Annotated in this window: 20 protein-coding genes; 6 read left to right on the top strand and 14 right to left on the bottom strand. The window is 65.8% G+C overall.

Annotated features, from left to right (window positions below):
* The first annotated feature begins 80 nt into the window (after nt 1–80).
* The 4 genes from J4G12_07745 to J4G12_07730 are packed head-to-tail and all read left to right on the top strand — an operon-like array spanning nt 81 to nt 7,295.
* Nucleotides 81–1,043: a hypothetical protein gene (locus J4G12_07745; GenBank protein ID MCE2455704.1), complete on the top strand. Its 963-nt coding sequence runs from the start codon at nt 81–83 to the stop codon at nt 1,041–1,043.
* Nucleotides 1,040–2,731, top strand: coding sequence for an ATP-binding protein (locus J4G12_07740; protein ID MCE2455703.1), 1,692 nt, complete (start codon nt 1,040–1,042; stop codon nt 2,729–2,731). The genes J4G12_07745 and J4G12_07740 overlap by 4 nt, the downstream gene beginning before the upstream one ends.
* A complete protein-coding gene (gene sbcD, locus J4G12_07735) occupies nt 2,653–3,897 on the top strand; it encodes an exonuclease subunit SbcD (GenBank protein ID MCE2455702.1) in 1,245 nt (414 codons plus the stop codon). Before J4G12_07740 ends, sbcD begins: the two co-directional genes overlap by 79 nt.
* A 2-nt stretch (nt 3,898–3,899) precedes the next feature.
* Nucleotides 3,900–7,295 (top strand): SMC family ATPase, encoded by a 3,396-nt coding sequence (locus tag J4G12_07730; GenBank protein ID MCE2455701.1) that lies wholly within the window; start codon nt 3,900–3,902, stop codon nt 7,293–7,295.
* A 234-nt stretch (nt 7,296–7,529) separates the two neighbouring features.
* Here the strand turns inward: J4G12_07730 and J4G12_07725 are convergent, their stop codons facing one another.
* From J4G12_07725 to J4G12_07695, 7 genes are all read right to left on the bottom strand, one after another.
* Entirely contained in the window at nt 7,530–8,699 is a 1,170-nt protein-coding gene (locus J4G12_07725; GenBank protein ID MCE2455700.1) for a DUF2236 domain-containing protein, read from the bottom strand.
* A 17-nt stretch (nt 8,700–8,716) separates the two neighbouring features.
* Entirely contained in the window at nt 8,717–10,114 is a 1,398-nt protein-coding gene (locus J4G12_07720; GenBank protein ID MCE2455699.1) for an FAD-dependent oxidoreductase, read from the bottom strand.
* Nucleotides 10,115–10,145: 31 nt separating this feature from the next.
* Nucleotides 10,146–10,892 (bottom strand): succinate dehydrogenase/fumarate reductase iron-sulfur subunit, encoded by a 747-nt coding sequence (locus tag J4G12_07715; GenBank protein MCE2455698.1) that lies wholly within the window; start codon nt 10,890–10,892, stop codon nt 10,146–10,148.
* Complete coding sequence (locus tag J4G12_07710; protein ID MCE2455697.1) at nt 10,892–12,736, bottom strand: fumarate reductase/succinate dehydrogenase flavoprotein subunit; 1,845 nt, start codon at nt 12,734–12,736, stop codon at nt 10,892–10,894. Before J4G12_07710 ends, J4G12_07715 begins: the two co-directional genes overlap by 1 nt.
* A complete protein-coding gene (locus J4G12_07705) occupies nt 12,736–13,539 on the bottom strand; it encodes a succinate dehydrogenase (GenBank protein MCE2455696.1) in 804 nt (267 codons plus the stop codon). Before J4G12_07705 ends, J4G12_07710 begins: the two co-directional genes overlap by 1 nt.
* Nucleotides 13,540–13,549: 10 nt before the next feature.
* Nucleotides 13,550–15,607 (bottom strand): elongation factor G, encoded by a 2,058-nt coding sequence (locus tag J4G12_07700; protein MCE2455695.1) that lies wholly within the window; start codon nt 15,605–15,607, stop codon nt 13,550–13,552.
* Between the two features lie 189 nt (nt 15,608–15,796).
* A complete protein-coding gene (locus J4G12_07695) occupies nt 15,797–16,750 on the bottom strand; it encodes a rhomboid family intramembrane serine protease (GenBank protein MCE2455694.1) in 954 nt (317 codons plus the stop codon).
* Nucleotides 16,751–17,608: 858 nt separating this feature from the next.
* Between J4G12_07695 and J4G12_07690 the strand changes: the two genes are divergently transcribed.
* Entirely contained in the window at nt 17,609–17,932 is a 324-nt protein-coding gene (locus tag J4G12_07690; GenBank protein MCE2455693.1) for a hypothetical protein, read from the top strand.
* Between the two features lie 260 nt (nt 17,933–18,192).
* Nucleotides 18,193–18,639: a hypothetical protein gene (locus tag J4G12_07685; GenBank protein MCE2455692.1), complete on the top strand. Its 447-nt coding sequence runs from the start codon at nt 18,193–18,195 to the stop codon at nt 18,637–18,639.
* Nucleotides 18,640–18,745: 106 nt separating this feature from the next.
* On the opposite strand, the gene J4G12_07680 is transcribed toward J4G12_07685, so the two are convergent.
* From J4G12_07680 to J4G12_07650, 7 genes are all read right to left on the bottom strand, one after another.
* Nucleotides 18,746–19,732, bottom strand: a complete 987-nt coding sequence (locus J4G12_07680; protein MCE2455691.1) for a D-alanine--D-alanine ligase — start codon at nt 19,730–19,732, stop codon at nt 18,746–18,748.
* Between the two features lie 14 nt (nt 19,733–19,746).
* Nucleotides 19,747–20,118: an energy transducer TonB gene (locus tag J4G12_07675; protein ID MCE2455690.1), complete on the bottom strand. Its 372-nt coding sequence runs from the start codon at nt 20,116–20,118 to the stop codon at nt 19,747–19,749.
* A complete protein-coding gene (gene mutS, locus J4G12_07670) occupies nt 20,111–22,798 on the bottom strand; it encodes a DNA mismatch repair protein MutS (protein ID MCE2455689.1) in 2,688 nt (895 codons plus the stop codon). Before mutS ends, J4G12_07675 begins: the two co-directional genes overlap by 8 nt.
* A gap of 71 nt (nt 22,799–22,869) precedes the next feature.
* Nucleotides 22,870–23,805: an SPOR domain-containing protein gene (locus tag J4G12_07665; protein MCE2455688.1), complete on the bottom strand. Its 936-nt coding sequence runs from the start codon at nt 23,803–23,805 to the stop codon at nt 22,870–22,872.
* A gap of 12 nt (nt 23,806–23,817) precedes the next feature.
* Nucleotides 23,818–24,828, bottom strand: a complete 1,011-nt coding sequence (gene holA, locus J4G12_07660; protein MCE2455687.1) for a DNA polymerase III subunit delta — start codon at nt 24,826–24,828, stop codon at nt 23,818–23,820.
* A gap of 8 nt (nt 24,829–24,836) precedes the next feature.
* Entirely contained in the window at nt 24,837–25,403 is a 567-nt protein-coding gene (locus J4G12_07655) for a hypothetical protein (protein MCE2455686.1), read from the bottom strand.
* Between the two features lie 124 nt (nt 25,404–25,527).
* Nucleotides 25,528–25,883: sigma-70 family RNA polymerase sigma factor (locus J4G12_07650; GenBank protein MCE2455685.1), on the bottom strand; the 356-nt coding region annotated here is incomplete at its 5' end.

The following is a 25,883-nucleotide window of genomic DNA, read 5'->3' as shown; positions in this document are numbered from 1 at the left end:
AAACGGTTCGACCGAGATCCCGGCATGCTCGCGACGGCCGGCGGTTGCGTGCGCCACTTTCCAGGACGACCTTACCAGCCATGACTGAACCACGACGAGCTCCTTTCATAGGTGTGGAGCCCTTCGACGTCGAATACGGCTCCGGGTTTCAGGCGGACGCCAAGGACGGGACCGATATCGAGTGCAGCCTGGTGGAGGACGACGGCGATTTCCGCATCCACAGGCCCGAACCCATTCAACGTCCACCCCGCCTCTGTTTCGTTGACGGGGTGCGCAGGACCGAAGCGCACCTGACCCGAACCGAGGGCGAGACCGTTCGCGGGATCGCGGGGGCATGGGGAGCCGGGGCTGTGCTGATCGAGGGTCGTGCCGTCATAGACCGGGTCGAGACCGGTCGCGCCGTCATCTTTGCGGGAGGCGCGCAGGTTCCGCTGCCCGACCAGGGGCGCGTGTGGAAGTGGAAACCTTGCTCGGTCGAGGGCGACGAGCCGGATGCGCCTGGGCAGCACCTGCAACAGCTGATGCGACAGGCGGAGGCGGTAATCGGCGAGCGGCTCTGCGACGAAGGATGGTTGACGGTGTTCGACGGTCCTTTGCACCACGTCCGCAGCGCGCGCGGGATTCCGGTGATGGGCTACGTCAAGACCCACCACCGACGGCTGCTCGCCATGGAGCATTGGCGCCGTGTGCCGCAGATCGACGTCGGTGAACGAACGGGCCTCTTCGCCCTGAGGGACGACACGCTGGCCTGCTACGTCCGCGTAGGCGACCCCGGACCTTGGTCGAGCCCCTGGGCGGGGATCGCGCGTATCGACGTGACGGCGACGGCCGGGCGCGAGACCGCCGTGACCTCGGTAGATCGGGCCGCAGGCTGGCTGCCCCGTTTCGCCTCCACGCCCCACCGGGACCCGAGAGCTCCGGTGAACCTGACTCCCGTTGCCGGGTTGGAACGCCGGCTGCATCATCTTCTGGGCGATGCCCACCTCGCCCTGCGCGCCGTGAGAGACGCGGTCATGGAATTGAACGTCGGAGAAGCCGCGTGACCTCGCCCGACAACCATCAGCCCTTCGTCGGTCGCGTCCTGGGCACCGAGCCGGCTACCCCGCTCGAGTTCTGGGTCGCCATCGCGGACGGCCACTACCTCCAACTGGACGATGTGGTACTGCTCGAGCGTCGTCTTCCCGGCGTCGCAAGACCCGTGAAGATCTTCGGCATCGTCACCGAGGTAAGGGCCCGACACGAAGGCGCCCGCTTCGACAGCGACGTCTTTCTGATCGAGGACGGGGTGCTTCCGGGCGAGGTCGCGGAAGCGGCCAAGATCATGGCCATGCGTTTCGAGCCCGAGGTGTTTGTCGCACCCATGCCCGGCGAGGTCGTGTCCAAGGGAACCGGCGAAGCTCGTGATCAGGCCCTTTTCTTCGATGGAATGAAGCGGAAGGTGCCGGTCGGACTTTCGCGGGACGGGGAACCCGTCTACGTCAACACGGAGTTCATCGACGGGAGTCGCGGGGCGCACTTCAACATCAGCGGGATCTCCGGAGTCGCCACCAAGACGAGCTACGCCGTCTTCCTCCTCCACAGCCTCTTCAACTCCGGCCAGCTCGGGCCCGCAGCGCACAACACCAAGGCGCTGATCTTCAACGTCAAGGGGGAGGATCTGCTCTTCCTCGATTCCGAGAACCGGGAGCTGGACGACGAAAACAGACAGAGGTACGAAGCCCTCGGGCTCCCGGCCGAGCCCTTCAAGAGCGTGGAGCTCTGGGTGCCGCCGCGTCCCGGCGATTCCTCGGGAGCTCCTCATGCGGGAAGCCGGCTCAAGGGGTTGAACCCCTTTTGCTGGACACTCCTCGACTTCTGCCGGGATGGGCTGCTCCCCTTTCTGTTCGCCGACGCCGACGACGAGCGCCAGCAGTACACCATCGTCCTGCACAACGTCACCGAAAAGCTGAGGAAGGAGGCCAAGGACGGCGGCGAGGGCGCGGTGATTCTTGAGAAAGCCCCCTGCCGGACCTTCGAGGATCTCATTGCGATCATCACCCAACGCCTCGAGGAAGGCGAGCCCGGATGGACGGGCCGGTCGATTGGCACCGGTACCGTCAACGCCTTCGTACGGCGACTCCACTCGGCGCGTCGAGATGTCGGTCACCTGGTCCGCGCCGACTTGAGCAATCCGGAGAAACGTCGGCTCGACTTCCAGGCCCAAGTGGCCGTTGTGGACATCGCCAAGCTATCGAGCCGAGCCCAGCGTTTCGTGGTAGGTGCGGTCCTGCGCAGGGAGTTCGAGAGGAAGGAGGAGGCCGGCTCCCGAACACCGCTCCTCTTCGTGGTTCTGGACGAGCTCAACAAGTACGCGCCCCGCAAGGGCAGAAGCCCCATCAAGGAGATCCTTCTCGACATCGCCGAACGCGGTCGGTCCCTCGGCGTGATCCTCATAGGAGCTCAGCAGACGGCGAGCGAGGTGGAACGGCGCATCATCGCCAATTCTTCGGTACGCGTGGTCGGACGGCTCGACAGCGCCGAAGCGGGTCGGCCCGAGTACGCATTCCTACCCTCCGCCGTCCGCCAGCGGGCGACCATCGCCAAACCGGGCACCATGATCGTGGCCCAACCGGAGCTTCCCGTACCTCTCGTGCTCAACTTCCCGTTCCCGGCGTGGGCGACGCGTCTCGACGAAATGGGATCGGGGGACGGCGGCGAGGACGAGTCCGACCCCTTCGACGACCTCGGTTAGGAGCAGCCCGACTGAAGATTCTGCACACAGCCGACTGGCATGTCGGCAAGACTCTTCGCGGGCGCAGCAGGGCCGACGAGCATCGAGCCGCACTGGACCATGTCGTCGACATCGCCGAGCGAGAGGCGGTGGACCTGGTTCTGGTGGCGGGCGACCAGTTCGACGGCGCCGTACCCAGTCCCGAGTCGGAGAGGATCGTATACGGAACCTTGCTCAAGCTGGCGCAGATGGGAGCGCGAGTCGTGGTGATCAGCGGCAACCACGACAACCCCAGGAAGCTTGCCGCGCTGGATCCTCTGCTCGAGATCGCCGGAGTGACGGTCGCCTCCGAAGTGCGGCGCCCGAACGAGGGCGGCGTGACACGGATCACGACCCGCTCCGACGAAAAGGCGGTGATAGCCCTCCTCCCGTTTCTTTCGAAGAGGAAGGTGGTAAGGGCGCAGGCGCTCATGGAGGAGGACGCCGACAGGCATCAGGTGGAGTACGCCGACAGATGCCGCCGGATCGTCGAGCGTTTGTGCGAACCGTTCGGAGACGACACGGTGAACCTGGTCGTTGCCCACCTGACGGTGCTCGGCGCTCGGGCCGGAGGGGGAGAGCGGGGTGCGCACATCCTGGACTACTACGTGCCGGCCACGATCTTTCCGTCGAACGCCCATTACGTCGCCCTAGGTCATCTTCACGGCAGCCAGTCCGTCCCCTTCGGCGTCCCCGTCCGGTACTCGGGGCCTCCCTTCGCTCTGGATTTCGGCGAGAAGCAGGAGGAACATTCGGTCCTGATCGTGGACGTCGAAGCGGGCAGTGGGGCCAAGGTTCGACGGGTACCGATCACCGGGGGACGACGGCTTCGCACCATAAGGGGTTCAAGAGCGGAACTGGAGGTCCAAGCCGGGACCACCGGAGACGACTACCTGCGCGTGTTCGTGGAAGAGGCCCTGGCTCCCGGAGAGGCCGACGATATCCGCGACCTCTTTCCCAACGCGGTCGACGTGATCGTGCGCCCACGCGAGAAGTCGGAGGGGCGGGAGCCGTCACCTCCCCCTCCCCCTGACGGAGATCCGGCCACGCTCTTCGACAAGTACCTGGAAGAGAGGAACATCCCGAGCACAGAGCTCTCCAGGTTCTTCAAGGAGCTCTTGGAGTCCCACTACGAGGGCGAGCTGTAGCCGTGCGTCCCCTTACTCTCGAGCTGGACGGCTTCACCTCGTTCCGCGAACGGACCGAGGTCAGCTTCGAGGACACGGACATCTTCGTGCTGACCGGGCGGACCGGCTCGGGAAAGTCGAGCCTGATCGACGCGATGGTGTTCGCGCTGTATGGGACGGTGCCGCGCTACGAAAACCGAAACCTGGTGGCCCCCGTGATCAGCCAGGGCAAGGTCGAGGCGCGAGTACGTCTTGACTTCGAGGTGGGTGGCAGGCGGTTCACGGCGGTGCGGGTGGTCAGGCGCAACGCCTCGGGTGGGGCTTCGACCAAGGAGGCCGTTCTCGAGGAGGTCGGCGCAGACGGCTCGACCACTCTCGCCAACACGGCTGACGAGCTTACCGGGAAAATCGAGGACGAAGTCATCGGCCTCAGCTTCGACCACTTTACCAAGTGCGTCGTACTCCCCCAGGGTGAGTTCGCCACCTTCCTGCGCTCCAGGCCCGCTGTGCGCCAGAGGCTGCTGGAGCGTCTGCTGGGGCTGAACCTCTACGAGAAGATCCAGCAAGCCGCGAACCGGCGTGCCGTCGAGCTGAACGCCCGGGTCGATCTGCTCGAAAGGATGCTGGAAGGCCTCGCGCATGCCACCGCCGACGCAGTGGACCGGCTCGAGAATAGGGTTGCGACCCTCGAGGAGCTCCAGCGGGAGGTTCGCGATACCGAGAAGAGGATGGGCGAGATCGTTCGCGGGGAGGAGCAGGCCCGGGATCGGGTCGAGGCGATCAAGGGAAGGCGGGCTCGGCTGACCCACGTTTCCGTTCCCGCCGGAGTCGAGGATCTCGTAAGGCGTCACACGAACGCGGAGCGGGCGCTTCGCGAGGCCGAAGCCGCGCTCGAAGCTGCCGGGGACCGCCGCAGGGCCGCCCGGGAAAAACGCAGGGAGCTTCCCGAAAGAGCCGTCCTCTCGCGTTTCAGGGAGAAGCGGCAGGAGCTCGCCGACGTAACGGGCGAGGTGGGCCGGACCGCACAGGAGGTGGCGGAAGCCGAAGGGACTCTGGCGGAATTGGCCGACGCGACTCCGCGAGCGGTTGCGGAGGCCGAGGTTCGCGTTGGCGCCCTGGAGGCATTGCGATCCGAGGTGGAACGCGAACAAGCCGTCTCGAGAAAGCTCGCGGACGAAGAGCGGGAGCTGCTGAGTAGAGCGGACAACGCTGCAGCGACCTTGGACACCCTTCGTTTGAACGATTTGCCGGAAGGAGCCCGTGCGGCGGACCGGCTTCGACGCAAGACGGTGGGGGAGCTCGGCGATGCCCACGATCGACTCGACGAGGCCCGCGCCGGTGTGGCGGAAATCGAAACGGCCCAGTCCTCGCTCCCGGAGCGGGCATATCTCGAGAAGATCCGGGAAAGACGCGAGGAGATCGCCAAGACCGAGAGCGCGATCGCCGATCTGGCGGACATGTTGGCGGAGCGGGAGAAGGATCTCGAACAGGCGCTGGCTGCGCAAAGAGAGACGGCCGACCTGGAGAAGGCTGCGGTGAGGGATCTCGACCATGTGCGTCGGCTCCACGGCGCGGCCGACCTCGCCCGCCATCTCGAAGCCGGCGAGGCGTGTCCGGTGTGCGAGCAGGTCGTGGACAAGTTGCCTGATCGACCCGGCTCTCCCGGGCTCGATGCCGCCGAAATGGCGCTGGCGGCGGCGAAGGAAGCACATGAATCAGCTCGCCGGCATCTGGAAGGCGCCGGTCGTAGGAAGAGCGAGGCTGCGGTGCTCCTGAACGAGAAACGAAGCTCGGCGGCCGACCTCCTTGCGTCCCTCTCCGGTCATCCCGGACTTGATGAGATAGAGGCCGGAGCGGCCGCGCTTGACAAGGTGGCGAATCGGCTCGGACGGGCTCGAGCCGAAGAGGAGGCTGCGCAGGCGGCTCTTGAGGTGGCTCGCACCAACGCGGAAAACGCGGAAGCCTCTCTCAGGCCCTGGTGGGACAGCTTCAGGAAGCTCCGAGACAGGGTGGCCGCGCATGCGCCGCCGCAACCGACGGAGGATATCGAGGACTCCTGGCGGGAATTGGTGCGATGGACGGTTCTGAAGGCGACGGAGGTGGAGGCTCGTCGGGACGAGCGCCTGGAGGAGGCTGCGGCGAAACGGAAGACGGCCGAGAAGGGAATGGAGTCGCTCCGGCAGAGGTGCCGGGATCATGGAGTCCCGGTTTCCGCATCGGAGTCGCCTGCCAGTCGGTGTGCCGAGGCGCTGGGCGACGCGAGCGCGAACGTCCGCAACGTCCGTGCGAGGCTCGGTGAGCGCCGACGGGTCGAGACCGGTCTTGCGGCGGCCCAACGCCGTGAGGAAACGCTCGCCGAGCGCATACGGAAGCTTGAGCGGGAGCTCAAGGGTGCCCCGAGCCCTGCGGAGATCACCGAAACATTGGGGCTCGTCAGTGCCGCAGATAGCGAGCTGGAGCAGGCCGAGTCCACCCAGGCGGAGGCCGACCGCTTACGTGCCGAATACGCTCGGGAGCACGCCGACCTGACGGAGCAGGTCGATGAAGACCATAGACGCTTCAGCCTAGAGCGCGATCGTCTGGCGGAACTGGGACCACCACCACCGGAAGGCGATCTGGTCGCTCTGTGGACCTGCCTAAGGGAGTGGAGCGAGGCGAAGGCGAGGGAGCTGGAAGCCGAAGAGGAAGCCACCCGGCGGAAAGCGGAGGCCAGGAGAGCGGAGGAAGCCGAACTGCGTACCGGTCTGGTGGAGTCTTGCCGGATCGCGGGACTCGATCTCGAAAAGGACGGCGAGCCCGCAAGCCTATGCGCCGAGGCCCTCGGGGCGGTGAACGAGCAGCGTCTGAGCCTCGGAGCGGATCTGGAAAAGCGCCGGGAAACCGAGCGTGAACTGGTTTCGATCCGGCGTTCCGCTGCGGTCGCTAAGGAGCTGGGCGAGCACCTGAGCACCCGGAAGTTCGGTCGCTGGCTCCAGCATCAGGTGCTCTCCTGGCTCACGGCTGGAGCGACCGTACGGCTGAAGGAGCTCTCGGGCGGCCAGTATTCGCTGGAGGTGAGTGCCCAAAGCGAGTTCCTGGTCGTCGATCACCGGAACGGGGACGAGCTCAGATCGGCGAAGACTCTCTCCGGAGGCGAGACCTTTCTCGCGTCGCTGGCCCTCGCGCTCTCTCTTGCGGAGCACGTCGCGGGGCTCGCGTCCCGAGGAAGCCCGAAACTCGAAGCCCTCTTCCTCGACGAGGGGTTCGGCGCGCTCGACCCCGAGACTTTGGACACCGTGGCGACGAGCATAGAGCAGCTCGGGGCCGATCGGATGGTCGGGCTGGTGACCCACGTCACGGAACTGGCCGAACGCATCCCGGTCCAATACCGGGTCCGGAAGGTCAACAACGCCTCCAGGGTAAGGCGGGTGGAGGGGTGAGCTGGCAGGATCACACGGCGCAAGATGCCGCGAGGACGAAAAGGCGAGCGCCGACACGGTTGCATGGCTCTCCGTGAGACCCGGTCTCATCCATGTCGTCTCCCCGAAGGACTCGGCTCGGCCCGGGCGGGTACGCCGAATTGACGCGGAGGTCCTCTCCTCAGGCTATCATGGAGCCACTGGACTTGGCCGCACTTCGCGGCGAGGAGAAGCGCCGAAGGGAATACGCGGCCGCTACCAGTCTTCGGAGTCCTCTTCGTGGAGGGCGGTGGGGAGCTTGTAGGAGTGTTCCAGCTCTTCGAAGCTGGCGAAGGCCACCAGGGATTTGAAGCGGGCCAGATCGTGCTTCCTCGCCGACGAGGGCAGTGTGTTCCGCAGGATTCTCCTGCTGCGATTCTTGAACCGCATCCACGGTATCACCTTCCGGCGGCGCTTGGGGAACCGGAACGTGTCCGCCAGTTCGTCGCCGATCAGCTCTCTGGAGGCTTGGGTCACCACGCGGGCCATCTTCCTCCGCTCGGCAGGCTCGCTGACCCCAACGATGACCGGCGCGCTGTTCACGATGCTGTTGGCCATGATGATCGCGTCGAAATCCGCCGGAGGTTCGCACATCGCACCGACCCGAAAAATGCGCCGCGCCGAGGCTTCGTCGTGGAAGAGGATCTCCTCGGGAATGCCCATGAGCAGGCCCGCGTATCTCCAGACGTGCACGTAGGCTTCCCGCTCCTCCCGGGTTAAGTCTCCCCCGAGCGCCGCGACATGCCGCATGAGGCGGCCGGAGAAGGCGGCACCGGCCAGGAGCAGGTGGGCGGCGCTGATCGGCATGCCGTACTTGTTCCAGTTCCACTCGTCCGAACTGATGAGAAGGCGTCTGGACTGCGCGTGCACCAGCCGAACCCGGAGCGTCAGCCTCCATCCGTCGCCCCCGGGTTCCATGCCGCCGGGCAGGTACTGCTCGACCAGCTGCATGCCGTTCGCCTTGAGGCGGCGCACCCCGAGGTCGATGACCCGGCCGCGAATGCGGAAGGACTTGCTGATCAGCGTAGCAAACCCCTCGACGATACTCCCGCCGACGAGGGCCGCCAGGACGATGTCCGAGTTGCGCAGAAAGGCCTGCGAGGCGACCCTAGCGAGCCCTCTGTCGAACCAGTCCGGAACGGTGTTGGCCTCGACGAGGAACTCGCGAAGCGATTCGGGAACACCGGTAAGCGGCGCACCGGGATCGTTCAACGCCTTGGCGAGCATCGCGTGGACTTCGTTAGGGGTCAGTGCCGACAGATCCTCAGCCACGGCGTCCGCCGCCGGGTCGCCCTCGGTCGTATGGCGGATATAGGCTTCCGCGAGCTCGGGGCATTTTTCTCGTGCCTTCCGATATCCCGGCTGGAACGCTCGTGGGATTCCCATGGCGCTAGCGTCCAATGCTATTTCGCGAACCGGCGAGCCAGGAAGTCCGCCACCTCGTCGGCCGCGTCGACGCCGCTGGCGAGGGCGCCGTTCACCGAAGGCGCACGCATGTAATCGCCCGCGAAGAAGAGGTTGCCAATCTCGCGACCGCCGCCGCGACGCATGTCGGCGATGGCGCTGAACATGCCGGGGCGTCCCATGCACACGGCCTCCCGCCAGCGGTACACGCGCGTAAAGATCCCCTCGTCGTCGCTGGGAAGGGAGGAGCCGGGAGGAGGGAATCGGCGCGCGTCGCGAAGCAGTTCTCCAGCGATCTCGTCGTCGTCCAGCGACAACAGTCCCTGCCCGCGGTCGCGCCCGACGATCAGGTCCAGCGTGCTCTTGCCGGGCGGCACGACGGAGGGCAGGTTGATGGACCGGTCCAGCAACAGCGGCGTGTCGTCCTCCGGGTACAGCGCACCGTGCCAGCCGGGGGGCAGAGGCGGGTGGTCGAGACCGATGACCACTCGACATCCGCTCGAGTAGGTCACCTTGCCGAGCGCGTGGCGGATAGGGATCGGCAACTCGGGGATCAACTCCGGCACTTTCGTGGCGGGCACGGCGCAGACGACCGCGTCCGCCTCGATGGGACCGTCGTCGGTCATGACGCGAGTCACGGCTCCGTTCCGGATCACCACACGACGGACGGCGGTCGAGACGCGGACGGTGTCGCCGCACGCTGCGGCCAATGCCCGAGCGAGAGCGGCGGCTCCCTCCTCCGGCACACGGAGTTTGTCCGCATTGACCAGCATCTCCGCCAGGTACGTTCGCATGTACGCCTGTCCGGAGAGCTCGACGTGTCCCATCGTCATCTCCAGGAACCCCTTCAAGCTCACCTTCAGGGGTTCGGGTGCGCCAAGCCGGTCCAGATAGGCGCCGAAGGTCTCGTCGCCGTCCAACTCCGCGAGCCGGCTATCGCTGGAAAAACGGAGCTGCGCGGCTTGGCGGGAAATGTCGCCGAACAGCTTACGGGCGGCCCGAATGGACCCCAGCGACAGGAAACCCAGGGACCGGGCCGCCGGAAGATTCCTGATAAGGCTGGCGGGGAAAGGGCCCGGCGTCGTCGTGGCCCACCGACCGTTCCGAAACCAGCCGAGCTTCATTTTCGAGCGGACGAGCGGTACGCCCAGTTCCTCGCAGATTCGGAACGTCACGTCGTAAGAGGGACAGAAGAAGTCCGCGCCCGTATCCACGAGGAAACCGTCGATCCTGTCGCCTGCCAGGCGTCCCCCGGTCCTGTCATTGGCCTCGAGCAAGATCGGTTCGATGCCGTGCTTCCTTAGGGTCCAAGCGGTAGTCAGTCCGGCCGCTCCCCCGCCAACTATGACGACTCTTGGGCTCGACGCGACGATGGGGTGATTACGCCCGCTGCTCATCCGGTCGATTCCTGTTGCCGGTTCCCTTGGGTCACTTTTTCCCCGTCAGCTTCCTCGCCAGCATGGTCAGCGGATCGTACGACTGGTCGACCACCCTCTCCTTGAGCGGGATGATGGCGTTGTCGGTGATGGTGATACCTTCCGGGCACACCTTCGTGCAGCACTTGGTGATGTTGCAGTAGCCGAGCCCGAACTCGTCTCGCAGTTCGGCCACGCGGTCGCCGGTGTCCACCGGGTTCATCTCCAGATTCGCTGCGTAGACGAAGTGGCGCGGTCCCGCGAAGCGGTCATGCATGTGGTGGTCGCGGAGCACATGGCACACGTCCTGGCAGAGGAAGCATTCGATGCACTTCCTGAACTCCTGCGAACGCTCCACGTCGTACTGTTCCATGTTCCAGGTGCCGTCCTCGTGGTCGGCCTCCCGAGGCGCGAACCGGCTGATCGACTCCTTGACCTCGTAGTTCCAAGACACGTCGGTGACCAGGTCCTTGACTACCGGGAACGTGCGCATTGGTTCGACGCGAATCGGACGCGAGTGGTCGAGGTCGTCGACCTTGGTCATGCACATGAGCCGCGGAGAGCCGTTTATTTCGGCCGAACACGAACCGCACTTGCCCGCCTTGCAGTTCCATCGGACAGCCAGGTCGCCGTCCTGATCGGCCTGGATCCGGTGGATGGCGTCGAGCACCACGTAGCCGTGGTCGAGTTCCACATCGTAAGCCTTGAGCTCGCCGGCTTCCGATGTGCCGCGCCAGACCTCGAATGTCGCTCTCTTCATCACCCCTGCTCCTCAATGATCGACCGCAGCTCGGCGGGCATCTCGGGAATCGCCTCTCTGCGCACAGTGAGCTCGCCGTGTTCGTCCTTCGCGATGACGTGGTTGAAGCCCGCCCACTCGGGATCCTTGTCGGGAAAATCTAGCCTCGAGTGGGCGCCCCGACTCTCTCGCCGCGCCTCGGCGGCAAGAGCGACGGCCTCCGACACCGCCATCAGATGCTCGAGATCCAATGCCGTGTGCCAGCCCGGGTTGAAGGTGCGCGAGCCCCTCACGCTCGTCTCCTCCGCACGTTCCTTGAGAGCGCGCAGATGCTTCAGAGCCTCGGTCAGCCCGTCCCGGTCGCGGGCGATCCCGACAGCGTCCTGCATGATTTGCTGGAGTTCGTTCTGAAGCCTGAAGGGTCCGACGTCGTCGCTGTCCCGCTTGAAGGGCGCCAGCGCAGAGACCTTCGCCGCTTCGATCTCGCCCTTGGAGAGGGCCGTGTCCGATCGCGTTCCCGCGAAGGCCGCCGCATGCTCGCCGGCGCGCTTTCCGAAGACGAGCAGGTCGGAGAGCGAGTTGCCGCCCAGCCGATTCGCCCCGTGAAGCCCGGCTGCGCATTCGCCCGCCGCGAAGAGTCCCGGCACCGTGGTCGCCATCTGCGTGTCGCCGTCCACCCGAATGCCGCCCATGACGTAGTGCGTCGTCGGCCCCACCTCCATCGGCTCCTCGGTGATGTCGATCCCGGCGAGTTCCTTGAACTGGTGGTACATGCTCGGGAGCTTCTTTCTTATGTGCGCCTCGGAGTCCTTGACGTGCTCCCTGATCCAGGCGATGTCCAGGAAGGCGCCGCCGTGCGGGCTCCCACGACCTTCCTTCACCTCTTTGACGATCTTGCGGGCCACGTGATCGCGAGTGAGCAGCTCGGGAGGCCGACGTGCGTCGCGATCTCCGCGCACGTAACGCCAGCCCTCCTCGGGGGTGTCGGCGGTGGATTTGACGTAGAGCGGCGGCACGTCGTCGAACATGAAGCGTCTGCCCTCGCTGTTCTTAAGAACACCGCCTTCGCCGCGCACCCCTTCGGTGACCAGAATGCCGCGTACGGAGGGCGGCCACACCATGCCGGTCGGATGGAACTGGACGAACTCCATGTCCACGAGCTCGGCTCCCGCGTCCAACCCGAGGGCGTGTCCGTCGCCGGTGTACTCCCAACTGTTGCTGGTGACCAGGTAGGCCTTGCCGATCCCGCCGGTCGCCAACACGACGGCGTTCGCTCGAAAGACGAGGAACTCGCCGGTGGTGCGAGAATAAGCGAGCGCGCCTGCGATCCGGTCGCCGTCCTTAAGGAGGCGATAGACCGTCACTTCCATGTGCGTGTCGATACCCTGATGGATGCCGTGGTCCTGGAGAGTGCGGATCATCTCCAGCCCCGTGCGGTCCCCCACGTGCGCCAGACGAGGGTAGGCGTGACCCCCGAAATTCCGCTGGTTCATGCGCCCCGCTGCGGTGCGGTCCATGAGCGCACCCCAGGTTTCGAGCTCGCGAACGCGGTTTGGGGCTTCCCGGGCGTGGAGTTCGGCCATGCGCCAGTTGCTAAGATACTGACCGCCTCGCATGGTGTCCGCGAAGTGAACTCGCCAGCTGTCGCGATCGTCGGCGTGAGCCAGTGCGGCCGCCACGCCTCCTTCGGCCATGACGGTGTGCGCCTTGCCGAGCAGGGACTTGGTGAGCAGGCCCACGCGGGCTCCCGACGAAGCTGCCTCGATGGCGGCCCTGAGCCCGGCCCCGCCCGCTCCGATGACCAGGACGTCGTGCTCTTGGTCGAAGTTCGCGGGTCCGGCGGGGCTGTTGACCGGAGGAGTCATCAGAAGAACCTGAAGTCGGTGATCGCGCCCGTCGCGCACATACGCACGTAGACGTCGGAGAACGCCACCCAGAGGAGGCTCGCCCACGCGAAGCGCATGTGACTCCTGTTGCACCAGGTGACGCAGGCGTAGGCCTTCTTGCGGACGGGTCTCCGCGAAAGAACGTCAAGTCCGCCCCCGACGATGTGCCTCAGCGAGTGGCAGCCCATGGTGTAGCCGCCGAGAAGGATCACGTTCGTGGCCAGTACGAGCGTGCCGACGCTCAATCCGAACTCCTTGGCTTCGCCGGTCCCGAACTGGAGCGCGTACCATACGTCCATGGTGAGGAAGACGAGGAGAAGAAGCGCGAAGGGAAGCGTGTAGCGGTGGATGTTCTGGACGATGAGCGGAAGATGGCGCTCGCCCAGATACTTCTTGCGAGGCTCGCCGACCGAGCACGCCGGGGGATCCGCCCAGAAAGCCTTGTAGTAGGCGCCACGATAGTAGTAGCAGGTGAGGCGGAAGCTGACCGGCGCCCAGAGGATGAGGATGGCGGGTGAATAGGGCAGCGCCGCCGGCCACCAGCCGGGTTGCGCATCGCCGAAGAGCGAGTGCGGCGACGGCCCCCACAGGTCCGGCGAATAGAAGGGAGAGAGCAGGCTGCCGGAGTAGTAGTCGGCGCCCTGCAGGGCCGCCCAAGTGGCGTAGACGATGAAGCCGCTGAAGACGACGAAGGTGATGGCTGGCTGCACCCACCAGCGATCGGGACGAGAGGTCGCGCCGAATGCGGGACGAACCGGAAGACGCTCGACTCGTGAAGGCATGCGGTTCTCCTTACTCCTTCGCCCTTTCGGCGGCCACCTTCTGGGCCACCTCGTGGGGAGCGGGCTCGTAGCCTCTGATTTTGCGAGTGTGGAAGGCTCTTCCCTGCGTAATCGACCGGAGGGTAGCCGCGTACTTGTAGAGTTCGGACTGGGGGACGAGCGCCATGATGGTCGTGCGGCCCGACGCGGGCTCCATCCCCTGGACCCGGCCGCGGCGCGAAGTAAGGTCGCCCATGATGTCGCCGACGTACTCGTCCGGGGTCGTCACCGAGACCTCGACGATGGGCTCGAGCAGCACCGGCCCGGCCTTGACGGCGACGTTCCGAAAGGCGAGCGATCCCGCCAGCTTGAAGGCGATGTCCGAGGAGTCCACCGAGTGGTACGATCCGTCGTAGCATTCCGCCGCGAAGTCGACCATCGGGTAGCCCGCCAGCACGCCGTTCGTGGCCGCTTCCTGGATGCCGCGATCCACCGAAGGCAGGTACTTGGAGGGAATGACGCCGCCTTTGATGGAGTCCACGAACTCGTAACCTGCGCCGCGCTCCCGCGGGGTGAGTCGGATGCGGCAGTCGCCGAACTGACCGCGGCCGCCCGATTGCTTCTTGTGGCGGCCCTGGCCCTGCGCCGGGCGTGAAAGCGTCTCGCGGTAGGCGATCTTCGGCTGCTCGGTCTCGACGTGCACGCCGTACTTGCGCGCCATCCGTTCGAACTGGACCCCGAGATGAAGTTCGCCGAGGCCGCGTGCGATGGTCTGACCCAGCTCTCCGTTGAACGCTGCGGAGAATGTGGGGTCCTCCTCGTGCAGGCGGTGGATGACCTCGCCCAGCTTGTCGTCGTCCGACCGAGCCTTGCCTCGGATGGCGATCGAGATGTCCGCCGTGGGGAAGACGATGGGGTCGATGCGGGTCGTGGTGCCCTTGGCGGACAGAGTGTCGTTGGTGCGGGTGGCCTTGAGCTTGGAGACGACGCCGATGTCTCCGGCGACGAGCTTGTCGACCTCCCGCCGCTCCTTGCCGAGCGGTACCGCCAGATGGGCGAGTCGTTCGGTCTCGCCGTTCGTGGTGTTCGTCAGCTCGGTCCCGTTCTCCAAGGTGCCGGAATAGACGCGGAAGAAGGAGAGGTCGCCCACGTGCGGCTCCTGGGTCGTCTTGAAGACGAGAGCCGTCAGCGGGCCGTCGGCGTCCGCTTCGATCGTCTCCTCACCGGCCTTTTCCGGCCCGGCGTCGACAGGACTCGGGAAGAGTTCGACGATCTTGTTGAGGACGGCTCGTATCCCGTAAGTGAGGTGCGAGGACCCGCACAGGACCGGGTAGGCGTCCCGGGCGGAGACGGCGGTCGCCATCGCCGAGAGCGCCACGTCCCTCGGGAGATCGAGTTCCTCCAGGTAGAGGTCGAGGAGTTCTTCGTCGGTCGTGGCCACGGTCTCCATGAGCTCGGTGCGCCATTCTTCCGCCATCTCGGTGAGCTCGGCCGGAATCTCGGCCTCGTCGTACTCGCCCTTCGACGTTCCGGGTTTGAAACGCTGAAGCTTGTCCCTGAAGAGTGTGACGATGCCCGAGAAGCCGGGGCCGGCGCCCACGGGGATCTCGACGGGAAGAGCCTTGCCCGAAATCTCCTTGATCTGTTCGAAGACCCGCTCGAAGTTGGCGTGCTCCTTGTCCATCATGGAAATGAAAAAGAAGCGCGGGATGCCGCGTTCCCGGCAGAACTCCAGCACCCGCTCGGTACCGACCTCCACGCCGGCCGTGGCGCTCACGACGATTATCGCGGCGTCGGCGACTCGCAACCCTGCCAGAGTCTCTCCGGTGAAGTCGAGGTAGCCGGGCGTGTCGATGATGTTGATCTTGTGATCGGCGAACTCGGCGAAGGCAGGTGTGGTCTGGATCGACACTCCGTGGGCGTGCTCTTCGGGCGCGTGCATGGTGAGCGCCGTGCCGTCGTCGGCTCTGCCGTGCCTGCTGGAGGTGCCGGCGACCCAGCACATGGAATCGATAAGGCTCGTCTTGCCGCATCCGCCGTGACCCAGGACGACGACGTTGCGGATACGATCCGTGGTATAGGTCTTCAAGTAGCTGCGGTTGGGGTTGGAGGAAGGTCAGGCGTCCGGGGACGCACGAAGGTCCTGCGGACGTGGGAACGGCAAGAGGGGATATTCCGGCAAGATGCGAGATTAGTCAAGGTAGGGACGCACGAAGGTCCCTACAGGTGCGAACGGTCCGGCGCCGCCGGCGATTCGGCCGGACTGCATCTCGGGCTCTCACCGACGGCGACCCGCTCCTCGTTTAGACATGCGGTCGAGCAGGGAGCGCTCCTCCTCGGTGAGTGAACCGAGGCCCTGGGCGGAGATCTTGTCGAGCACGGCGTCGACCCGGTTGTGGAGATCGTCGTCGGAGCTCGTGAAAGGGACGTTCCAGATGCGTCCACCGCCGCGTCGTCCGGGTCGGTTCGCCCCGCTGCCGTCGCCACCGCCCACCGTCCAGCCGCCGCCTCCGCGTCCGGCACGCGGCCGAGGCCCGGTGCGGGAGGCCGGTCCGACCCGGCCGGGCTGGGGTTTGCGCCCTCCGAGGAAGCTCCCCGCGCCGAGGGAGGTGAGGCGGAGAGCGGCTGCGGCTGCCACGAGTCCGCCGAGGTGGGCCCAGTGCGCGACACCGTCGTTGGCTCCGGCCTGGGCGTTCAGGAGGGTCATGACGAACATGCCGGCGGCCACCCACTTGGCCTTGATGGGGAAGAGGAGCATCACGAAGATGCGGGCGTCCGGCCACAACGCGGCGAAGGCCAGGAGAATGCCGTAGCCGACGCCCGAGAATCCGACCACGGTGCTTTCCGGCTGGGTGAAGGAGAGCAACGCGCCTCCGAAGGCCGCCGCGACCGCGAACCAAGCGAACGCTCGACCACCCCAGCGTCGCTCCAGAGGAGGGCCGAAGAAGAAGAGCGCGAGCATGTTGACGAGGAGATGGCCCATGCCTCCGTGGACGAAGGCGTAGGTGACGAGTCCCCACGGTTGCAGATGAGCCCGGTCCGGCGTAAGGCCGAGCCAGGTCACCAGAAACCCACGTGCGCCGAGCATGGCCAGGACCTCGAGAACGCAGCAGGCGATGAGCATTCTCTTGACCATCGGCGTCATCGCGGACCCCCAGTAGGCTCCGGCGTTCGCCCCCATGCCTTCTTGCGAGGGAGGCGGGGTCTGCGCGTACGATCTCCATGCTCTCATGAGGGGTGCGTACACCGGAGGGGTATGGGATTTCCGCATGGGTGGTCGGGTGAGCCGCAGCCGGTCTCGCGGCGCCGCGTCCCGGCCTGACTAGTGAGGGAGACATTGGCCGAAAGGTGCCGGACTGATCGGGTCGTCCTGTGCTCGGGCCGAAGCAAACGGTCTCCGCACGGCGACCGAATCGAGCTATCTTCCTGCCCCTCGGCTTCAGGGCCGCTGATCGGTTCGGACCCAATGGACCACTCTGAGGCCATCACCTGTAAAGAGAAACCGGACACTCAATTCGATTCGGATACCTTTCCATGCTTCCTCGCTCGGTTAACCTTGCATTCTGCTACCTGCTGTGCTGGGTGCTGCCAGCTTCTTTGGCACCCCAAGCTCCCGTCGTCGAGCTCCCTGCGGAAGATGTCGCCCTGTCGGCCAATTTCGATGAGGTGTTTCGGGTGGGAGACGGAGGCGCGGACTGGGAACAGTTGACGTCGGTCACTTCTCTGGGTTCGACGCAGATGGCAACCTGCACATCGCTGCCGTCGTTGGCACCGTGGTCGCCGGAGGTGAATTGCGTGTCCTGGTCGTTGATTCCTTAGGCGCATTCGTGACGACGGTCGGTCGACCGGGAGAGGGTCCAGGCGAGTTTCAATTGGCCAGATCGGCAGTCACTTTCCGGGACGGAACGACGGTCGTGCCCGACTTCGGGCACAGGGCGTTCCATGTCTTCCGGCCCGGGCGGGAGCCCCGGATGGTTAATTTTCCAGCCGAAGCCGGCAGCGAACCTGAGCGGCCGGAAGCGTACGCTGGCTTTCCGGAAGGCACGAGGGCTTACCTCCTGAGAGCGGAAGCAGGAGGAACGTTGCTCGGTTGGCCTTACAGGAGATCGACGACCTAAGAACCACCTGGTCTGGCGGTGTCTGGGTACGACGCACTCCCGACGGCGGCTACCCATGGGAGGACCACATACTCGGTAGCGTTGTGACCGGAGTGTCGTTCAGCACCTCTCGCCCGCCCGACTCGCCTATCGACGTCATCAGCCCGGACGGACAATACGTGGGGACTTTCCCCCAACAGAGCGGTGCTACCATGTTCTCGGCGTTCGGCCCCAACGGTTTGGCCGCCTACGTCGAGACGGACGAGTTCGACGTGCCTACCGTAGTGGTCAAGAGGCTTCCGCCCGAGGTGAGGTAGCGCCCGACCTACAGGTTGCACCGCTGTCCTCTTCCGGCTGCGCCAGACCTGCGCTGCCAGCGTTCTGGCGGATAGAGGGCACCCGCCTCCGCAACGAGTGTACGGCTCGAAGCCTGTCACCCCACCCCACGCCCGCCATGCTGCCAGCGCGCACGCCTTTCCGCCGTTTCGCCGTCTTAGCCTTACTTATCGCGGCCCTCGCGCCCGGCAGTCCGGCGGGAGCTCAGGAGGCGGAGCCGCCTCAAGCCGATCCCGCCGACGTGGCCTCGATCGACGCCATCATCGCGGCGGTCTACGACGTGATTTCGGGAGACGCCGGAGTCGAGCGGGACTGGGACCGGTTTCGCTCGCTCTTCGCACCGGGAGCCACGCTGAACCCGGTCGTGGGGCGCCCCGACGGCGAAGGCTTCCAGCGAGTCGTCATCACACCTGCGGAATACGCCGAACGTGTCGGCGGCATGCTCGAGCGGGACGGCTTCCACGAGGTCGAAGTACATCGGGTCACCGAAGAGTACGGCGTGATCGCGCACGCGTTCTCGACATACGAGTCGCGACGCAGCGTAACCGATCCGGAGCCTTTCGCGAGGGGCATCAACTCCATCCAGCTCCTCGACGACGGCGAGCGCTGGTGGGTGATCTCCATCTACTGGCTGAGCGAGAGCGAAGCATTTCCGATCCCGGCAAGGTATCTGGGCGGTGTCGGCTGAAGCGGGATCAGGCTACCCCAGGGGCGTTACCAGCAGGTGCACTTGGGATTCGGAAGGAGGGGTCGTCTGAAGGGAGTGCGTGCGCCTTTGAAGCCGCGTGGAGGCGTCACCCGCGTTCCGCAGCCAGGCGAGCCAGTCGGTCGCAGAGATCGGGAAACCCGATACCGGCTGCGGCCGCCGCCTTGGGGAGCAGAGAGTTGGCCGTCATACCTGGCGAGGCGTTGGCTTCCAGGCACCACGGTCGGTCTTCCCCGTCGACCATGAAGTCGACTCTTCCGTAGTCGCGCATGCGGAGAGCCTGGAAGACGTCGAGAGCGAGTTCCTGGAGTCGTGTCGCCAGCCCGTCATCGATCCCGGCCGGAAAGATCTCTTCGGCCATCCCGGTCTGGTATTTGGAGATGTAGTCGAAGTATTCGCGCTTCGGCACGATCTCACCGACGGGAAGCAGGTCGCCGCCAACGACGCCCACGGTGAACTCCCTCCCCGGATGGTAGCGTTCGCAGATAACCACGTCGTTCCAGGAGCGGCTCTCGCGACGAACCAGCGCCAGTTGCTCCCTGTCCTTGGCGAGGGTCAGTCTCAGAGACGAACCGCCGTTCGCCGCCTTGACGATGACCGGAAGACCGAGGGCCCGTTCGATTTCCATGTCCGAGCACTCGTCGAGCAGACGCCAATCGGGCGTGGGCGCACCGGCCTCCCGCAAGAGTCTCTTGGTTACCTCCTTGTCCATCGCCAGCGAACATCCCAGTCTGTCGCTGCCGGTGTAGGCGACTCCGGCCATGTCGAGCAGGCCTTGGATCGAGCCGTCCTCGCCGGCTCCTCCGTGAAGGGCGAGGAAGAACACGTCGGCGTCGTGAGTCGGCGGGGCGAGAGCGAGCTGGGAGACGCGAGCGTTGGAGAGGCGCGCAAGACGGTCGCCCGCCGGGGGGCTGCGCCCGACCCCGCCCGCAAGCAACCTGCGCTCCTCGGCCTCGTCGAGCGCGCCGGCGACCGTGTCCACAGCCAGCGCCTCGTGACCGGCCTCGCGTAGTGCGTTGGCGACCTGCGCTCCGGAAGCGAGCGATACCTCGCGCTCGTCGGAGAGACCGCCCATGAGGACGACGATCTTCACGGACCGTGCTCCTCGGAAACGACGGAATCCTCCCGCTCGAACCGCACCGGCACCGAGACCCAGGCTGCGATCTCCTCGTCCGCTCGCCTTGCGGGCTCGAAGAGCAGCTTCCACGCATCGACCAGCGCGGCGGAGTCGAGGGCCGGTTTTCCCGATGTGGTTTGGAGCTCGACCGAATCGACCGTGCCGTCGGGGGTCACCCGCACTCTGAGCATGACCTCTCCGACCGTGCCCGCGTCCCAGGCCGGAAAGGGGTAGCGGACGGACTCCTGCTCGTCCAGGAGAACGGGAGGCTCGACATCGCCGCACCCGATCGCCCCGAGGACGACGAACGCCGACGCCCGGGAAGCGGCCCGGGCTCTACTCATCGTGCTTCATGGTTTCGCGGACGAGTCGGTAAACGAGTTCGAGGGCCTGCCTGGGCGAGAGGTCGTCGGGGTTCAGAGAGCGAAGTTCGGAGACCACGGGATGGTCGGCGTTGAAGACGGAGAGCTGGAACTGTTTGGTGGGTTCCGGAAGCATGACCGCAGTTCCGTCCCTACCTTCGAAGTTTGTGAGCAGCGCCTTGGCCCGGTTCACGACCGCGGTGGGAAGCCCGGCGATTCTCGCAACTTGAACGCCGTAGGAACGATCGGCCTCTCCCTTGGCGAGCTTGCGAAGAAAAACGATGTTCTCGTCGACCTCTTTCACGAGAACCTTGAGATTGCTCACGCCCCGGAGCCGTTCCGCGAGCCTGGTGAGCTCGTGGTAGTGCGTGGCGAAGAGCGTCTTGGCGCCGATGCGGTCGTGGATGTGTTCGGTTACCGCCCAGGCAATGGATACACCGTCGTAGGTCGATGTGCCGCGCCCGATCTCGTCGAGCAGGATCAGGGAGCGAACGCCGGCGCCGTTGATTATGGCGGCGGTCTCGTTCATCTCCACCATGAAGGTGGAATGGCCCCGGGAGAGGTTGTCGGAAGCGCCCACCCTGGTGAAGATCCGATCCGCGACCGGTATGCGGGCATGGGTGACGGGCACGAAGGAACCGGTCTGCGCAAGAAGCTGGATAAGGCCGATCTGGCGCAGCACGGTGCTCTTGCCCGCCATATTGGGTCCGGTGAGGAGGACCACGTTCTTCTCCCTGTCCAGCACGACGTCGTTGGGGATGAACTCGCCGGAAGGCATCATGGCCTCCACCACCGGGTGGCGCGACCCGCGGACCTCGAGGGCGTAGCCTTCGTGCATGCTCGGTCGGACGTAGCGACGGCTCACGGCCACCGAAGCGAAAGAGGAGAGGACGTCGAGCTCGCCTATTCTCGCGGCGCTCTTCCGGAGACGGGGGACGAAGGAGGTCATCCGTTCGCGAAGCTCGGCGAAGGCCTGGGCTTCCAGATCGGCCATGCGCAGTTCGGCGTCGACGACCTTCTCTTCCCACTCCTTGAGCTCCGGGGTGACGAAACGCTCGGCGGCCTTAAGGCTCTGGCGTCTCAGGTAGTGTTCGGGAACCTGATCCAACTTCGGACGGGTGACCTCGATGAAGTACCCGAAGACGCGGTTGTAGCCCATCTTGAGCGAAGGGATGCCGGTCGCTTCGCGCTCCCTCCGTTCCATGGAGGCGATGAAGTCCTGGGCTCCGTCGCGGGCGGCTCGCAGCTCGTCGAGTTCCGGGCACCATCCTTCCCGAATCACCCCGCCTTCGGCAAGACTCTGAGGAGGTCGGTCCGCGAGGGCCGAGTCGAGCAGCGAGAGCGCATCGGCAACGAGATCAAGATCGGCGGCGGCCTCGAGCAGATCCGTTGCGGCGGTCCGTTTCCGGCCGGTGTCGGGAGGCGCGTCTGTGTCCGGCGGCGCGCCATCGGCTCCCGAAGGCCCGGCTTCGAAGAGGGCGGTCGCCCGAAGCGAGCGCACGGTGTCCCTCACTCCCGGCAGCGAGCGCAGCGAATCTCGCAGCCAGGCCAGATCACGAGGAGCCCCTCGGCCCAGACTGAGCTTCCCGGCGAGTCGGTCGAGGTCGCCGACGCCGGAGAGTTCCGACGCGAGCTTCTTTCGTCCGGGGCGGTCGGAAACCAGACGTTCCACGGCATCGTGGCGCCGGTCGATCTCCTCGAGGCTCAGGAGCGGTTCCAGAAGCCAGCGGCGCAACAGGCGAGCGCCCATCGGCGTGGCCGTGTCGTCGAGAACCGAGAGCAGGGTGACATCGGTCTCGCCGGGACGCAGCGGGGTCACGATCTCGAGATTTCGCCGGGTCATCTCGTCCAGGAGCATGGTGTGTCCGGATCTGACCACCCGCAGCCGTCGCAAATGTCCTCCGACGGTCGGCTTGACCTCCTTCACGTAACGGATCAGCGCCCCGACGGCGGTGATGATCGCCGCTTCGGAAGGCTCCACCCCCAGCCCGTCCAGCGAGTGGAGTCCGTAGGCCCGCAGAACCTCCTCTCCGCAGCTCTCGGGGTCGAAGTACCAGTCTTCGCGCAGAGTTCGTGGGGCGGGCGCGGCCTCGAAGGATTCCGCGAACGAGGGCTCCTGGGACAGCGAGCGAGGGAGAAGAAGTTCGGCTGGTTCGAGCTTGCCCAGCTCGGCCTCGAGGTCGTCCGCCGGGAAGCGCATGCCGATCAGCTCTCCGGTCGTGAGTTCGAGCGCGGCCGAGCCATAGGAGTCGCCGCGCCCCTTCACCAGCGCGACCAGAAAGCTGCTTCGCCCGGCGTCGAGCAGAGCGTCGTCGAGGACCGTACCCGGAGTGATCGTCTCGACCACCTCGCGCTTGACGACGCTTCCGAGGGCTTGGGCGGGGGTCTCGGTCTGCTCGCAGATCGACACCCGCTCACCTAGTTGGACCAGCTTGCGCACATACTCCGGCAGGGCTTTGGCCGGGAAGCCCGCCAGCGGGGTCTTGGCGGCGTTGCCGTTGTTCCTCGCCGTCAGGGTCAGCGAGAGCAGCGGCGCAGCCTTTTCGGCGTCCTCGTTGAAGAACTCGTAGAAGTCACCCACACGGAACGCGAGCAAGGCCGAGGGATCCTTGGCCTTGGCCTCGCGCCACTGCTGCATGAGCGGAGTGTCGTGGTTCGGCATGCCTCCAAGATACATCGTGCAAGGCGGAAAGGCCTTAGGGAACCCGCCGAAAGCCTGGTTCGAGCGCGATCCTACCTGGCCGGCCTTTCCTCGTGAGCATCTCGAACCACGAAGGTTCGAAATCCGAGCTCGGTGAGCCGGACCTGGAGCTCGTCGGCCTCGGCCGCGATTCCGTACTTCCCCACCCGCACATAGTGAAGCTCGCTCTCGGGCAAACGCACGATTCGGACCTCGAGCCCACGCTCCACCGCCCTGTCCATGAGCCTCTCGGCACGGGAAATCTCACGAAAGGCGCCCAGCTGGACGGCGTAGCGAGCTGCCGGCTGGCCCGCCGGTGAACCGGCTTCCGTTCCCGAGTCCGCCTCGGGTGGCGGGTGTTTCGGGTTCACGTCGCTCCTTTCCAGGCCCTCGCCGCCCATCTCGGCGTCGCTCGTCGAAGCGGTCATGTCGTCCGTGGCGTCCAGAGCAGGCGCCGCGGCGAGCCGGCCGGGAACGACGTCGAACCTGCCGTCCATCAGCACGGCAGCTTGGAGCCGGACCTCCTCGCCCCGCGCCCAGGCCAGTGACGCCTGGTGGCCGGGAGAGCCGGGATAGCCTCGGGCGAGAGATTCCAGGTAGTTCTCTTCGGCCACGGAATCGCCGCTCGCCCGCGCACCCTGCACCAGACGAAGGAGGGCCAGGTCGGCGTAGGGTCCCGACGGGTACTCGACCAGCAGGCGACGAAAATCCCGCGTGGCCGCCAGTGGGTCGGTCTGGAGCCGTGCGCGCCACCAGAGCGCCCGCTCGACCGATCTCGGCATGGCCTCGCCCCGCTGGGTGCTCCACCAGTCCGCGAGCTGCGCACGAGCCTCCTCGGTGCGGCCGGTTGTTGCGAGCAGCGTTATGTCCGAGAGAAGCTCTTCGGGTGTCGGAGGCGTCTGAGGAGACCCGTCGAATGGCGAAACCAGGAGGACCGCAAGGGCCGCAGGAAGCGCGAAGATCCGTACCGAGGGTGTTCGCGGACTCATGGCGGACCCGTTTTACGCCGCCGGGCGGGCGGCCCGCACCGAGGTGTGCGCCTTGCGAGCGAGCAGCCACTCCTCCAGGTAGTGAACGTCGGAGTGGGCGCTGGCCTTTAGAAGCCGGTCGAGCCTGATCAGGCCCTCGAGGGCCGCCTCGATCTCCGCCGCACTCCACCTTCGGCTCTGACGCACTATGCGGTCGACCAGCCAGGATTGGCGTGAAAGCGCGGGCGCAAGCTGTCGGCGTCCACCCTCGGCGGCAAGACCGAGCCGGAGGAAGTGAGTCGTGAGACCGCTTACCAGACCGACCACCGACTCCGAGCGTCCGGTCTGGCTCTGGTTGAGAACGTCCCAGAGCGAGTTCAGCGCGGCATCGAACGACCGATCACCGATCAGATCGAACCACCTCCACCGGTCCATGGCGGGCACGCGGACGCCTGCCGCCCGCACGGTATCGACGGTAACCGGACCGTCACCGGCGACGCCGACGAGCTTGTCGAGCTCCTGAGCCAGTATGCCGAGATCGTTGCCGGAGGATGCGGTCACGGCCCGTGCCGCCTCGGGCTGGATCTTGCCGCCGAGCTCGCCGACCCTAGAGATCACCCATTCGTGCAACTTGTAATCGGAGAGCTGGTTGAATTCGGCGCTCGCCGAAGCCTTGCGCAGATCCTTGAAGAACTTGGGCTGCCTGCCCCGTGACAGGGTGTAACTCATCACGACGACCAGCCCCGCAGGCATGGACTCCACCACGGCGAGCAGCGCGCGCCGGGTCTTCGCACCGGATGCCAGCCGCTGCGTGTCGCGCAGGAGAACGACTCGCCACTCCGCCATCATCGGGGGTGTGGTGAGCACCGCGATCAGGCTCTCCGGCCCGATCTCGCCGCCCCGCAAGAGGTCGAAGTTGAAGTCGCGGGTGGCGGGGTCGAGATAGCGGTCGCAAAGAGCGCGTTCGACCTCGCTCTTTCTGAATTCGTCGTCACCATGGAGAAGGAACGACCCTCCCCGCTCGTGGTCGAGCCGTGGGGGCATCCGTCCGGTCAATGATCGACGGCCGTGTTCAGCTCGCTGACAGGGTCCGCCTGATAGCGGCGCGCGACCGGGGAAAACCGGTAGAGAAGGTGGTTGGTGTCCCCCCAGAGCGCCGCCGGGAGCGCGTTCGGATCCTGCTGCCGGGATACCCGAGCCGCCATGCCGCTCGGCTGCCGGGAGGGCTCGGTCGAGACCGCCATCCTGAGGTCCGCGTCAGCCGATACCCCGTGCTGAACGGTCGAATCGGTACGCATCTGCTTCCACAAGGTGGGCGACCAAGCCAATACGATGACGATCGCCGCCATGGAGAAGAGCGTCGCTCCGGAGATCGCCGAAGTTCTCGTCGGCCGGAGTCGTTCGTTGTACATGCGATGCTTCAGCCGACCCAGAAAATCGTGCGAAGGGACGACTTCGGGCAGGCTTCGCAAGATTCCAAGCGCCCGGCCCAGCACTCTGTGGTAGCGGCGGCAGCTCGAGCACTCGCGCAGATGTTCTTCACACGCCGCGAAGTCCGAAGGTGCCAGATAACCGTCGAGAAACTCGGAGTATCGGGCCAGAAATTTCGTGCAGGACATGCCAACTACTACAAATCCGGGCACCTCCGGTTCCGGAGCCGGAGCCCGAAGCGCGGCTGTCGCGAATCCCGGGGCCGCCCTCCGAAGCCGTCGCCTATTCGATAAGGTCAGTCGACCATCAAGGTCAGTCGACCATCGGCGCCACGATGCGGGCGAAGTTGTTGCGGGCTCGGTTCAGCCTGCTCTTTACGGTGCCCAGGTTGCAACCGACGATCCCGGCGATCTCCTCGTAGGACTTCCCTTCGAACTCGCGAAGCAGGAAGACGACCCGGTGGTCCGGCGAGAGCTGAGCAACGGCATCCTCGACCCTTCGCACGAGAAACCGCTTCCGATAAAGGTCGTCGGGTCGGTTGCGCGGATCTTCCCACTCCAAGGGACGGTCCTCCTCCTTCCACTTGGACACGAGACTCTGAAAGAGGAATACCGGGTTGCGAGAACGGTTCCGGAGTTCGTTCTTGGCCAGGTTGCCGGGGATGGTGT

The sequence above is a fragment of the Gemmatimonadota bacterium genome (genome assembly GCA_021295815.1).
In the GTDB taxonomy this organism is placed as follows: Bacteria; Gemmatimonadota; Gemmatimonadetes; order Longimicrobiales; family Gaopeijiaceae; genus JAGWBQ01.
This window is presented reverse-complemented; position numbering and strand designations above follow the sequence as displayed.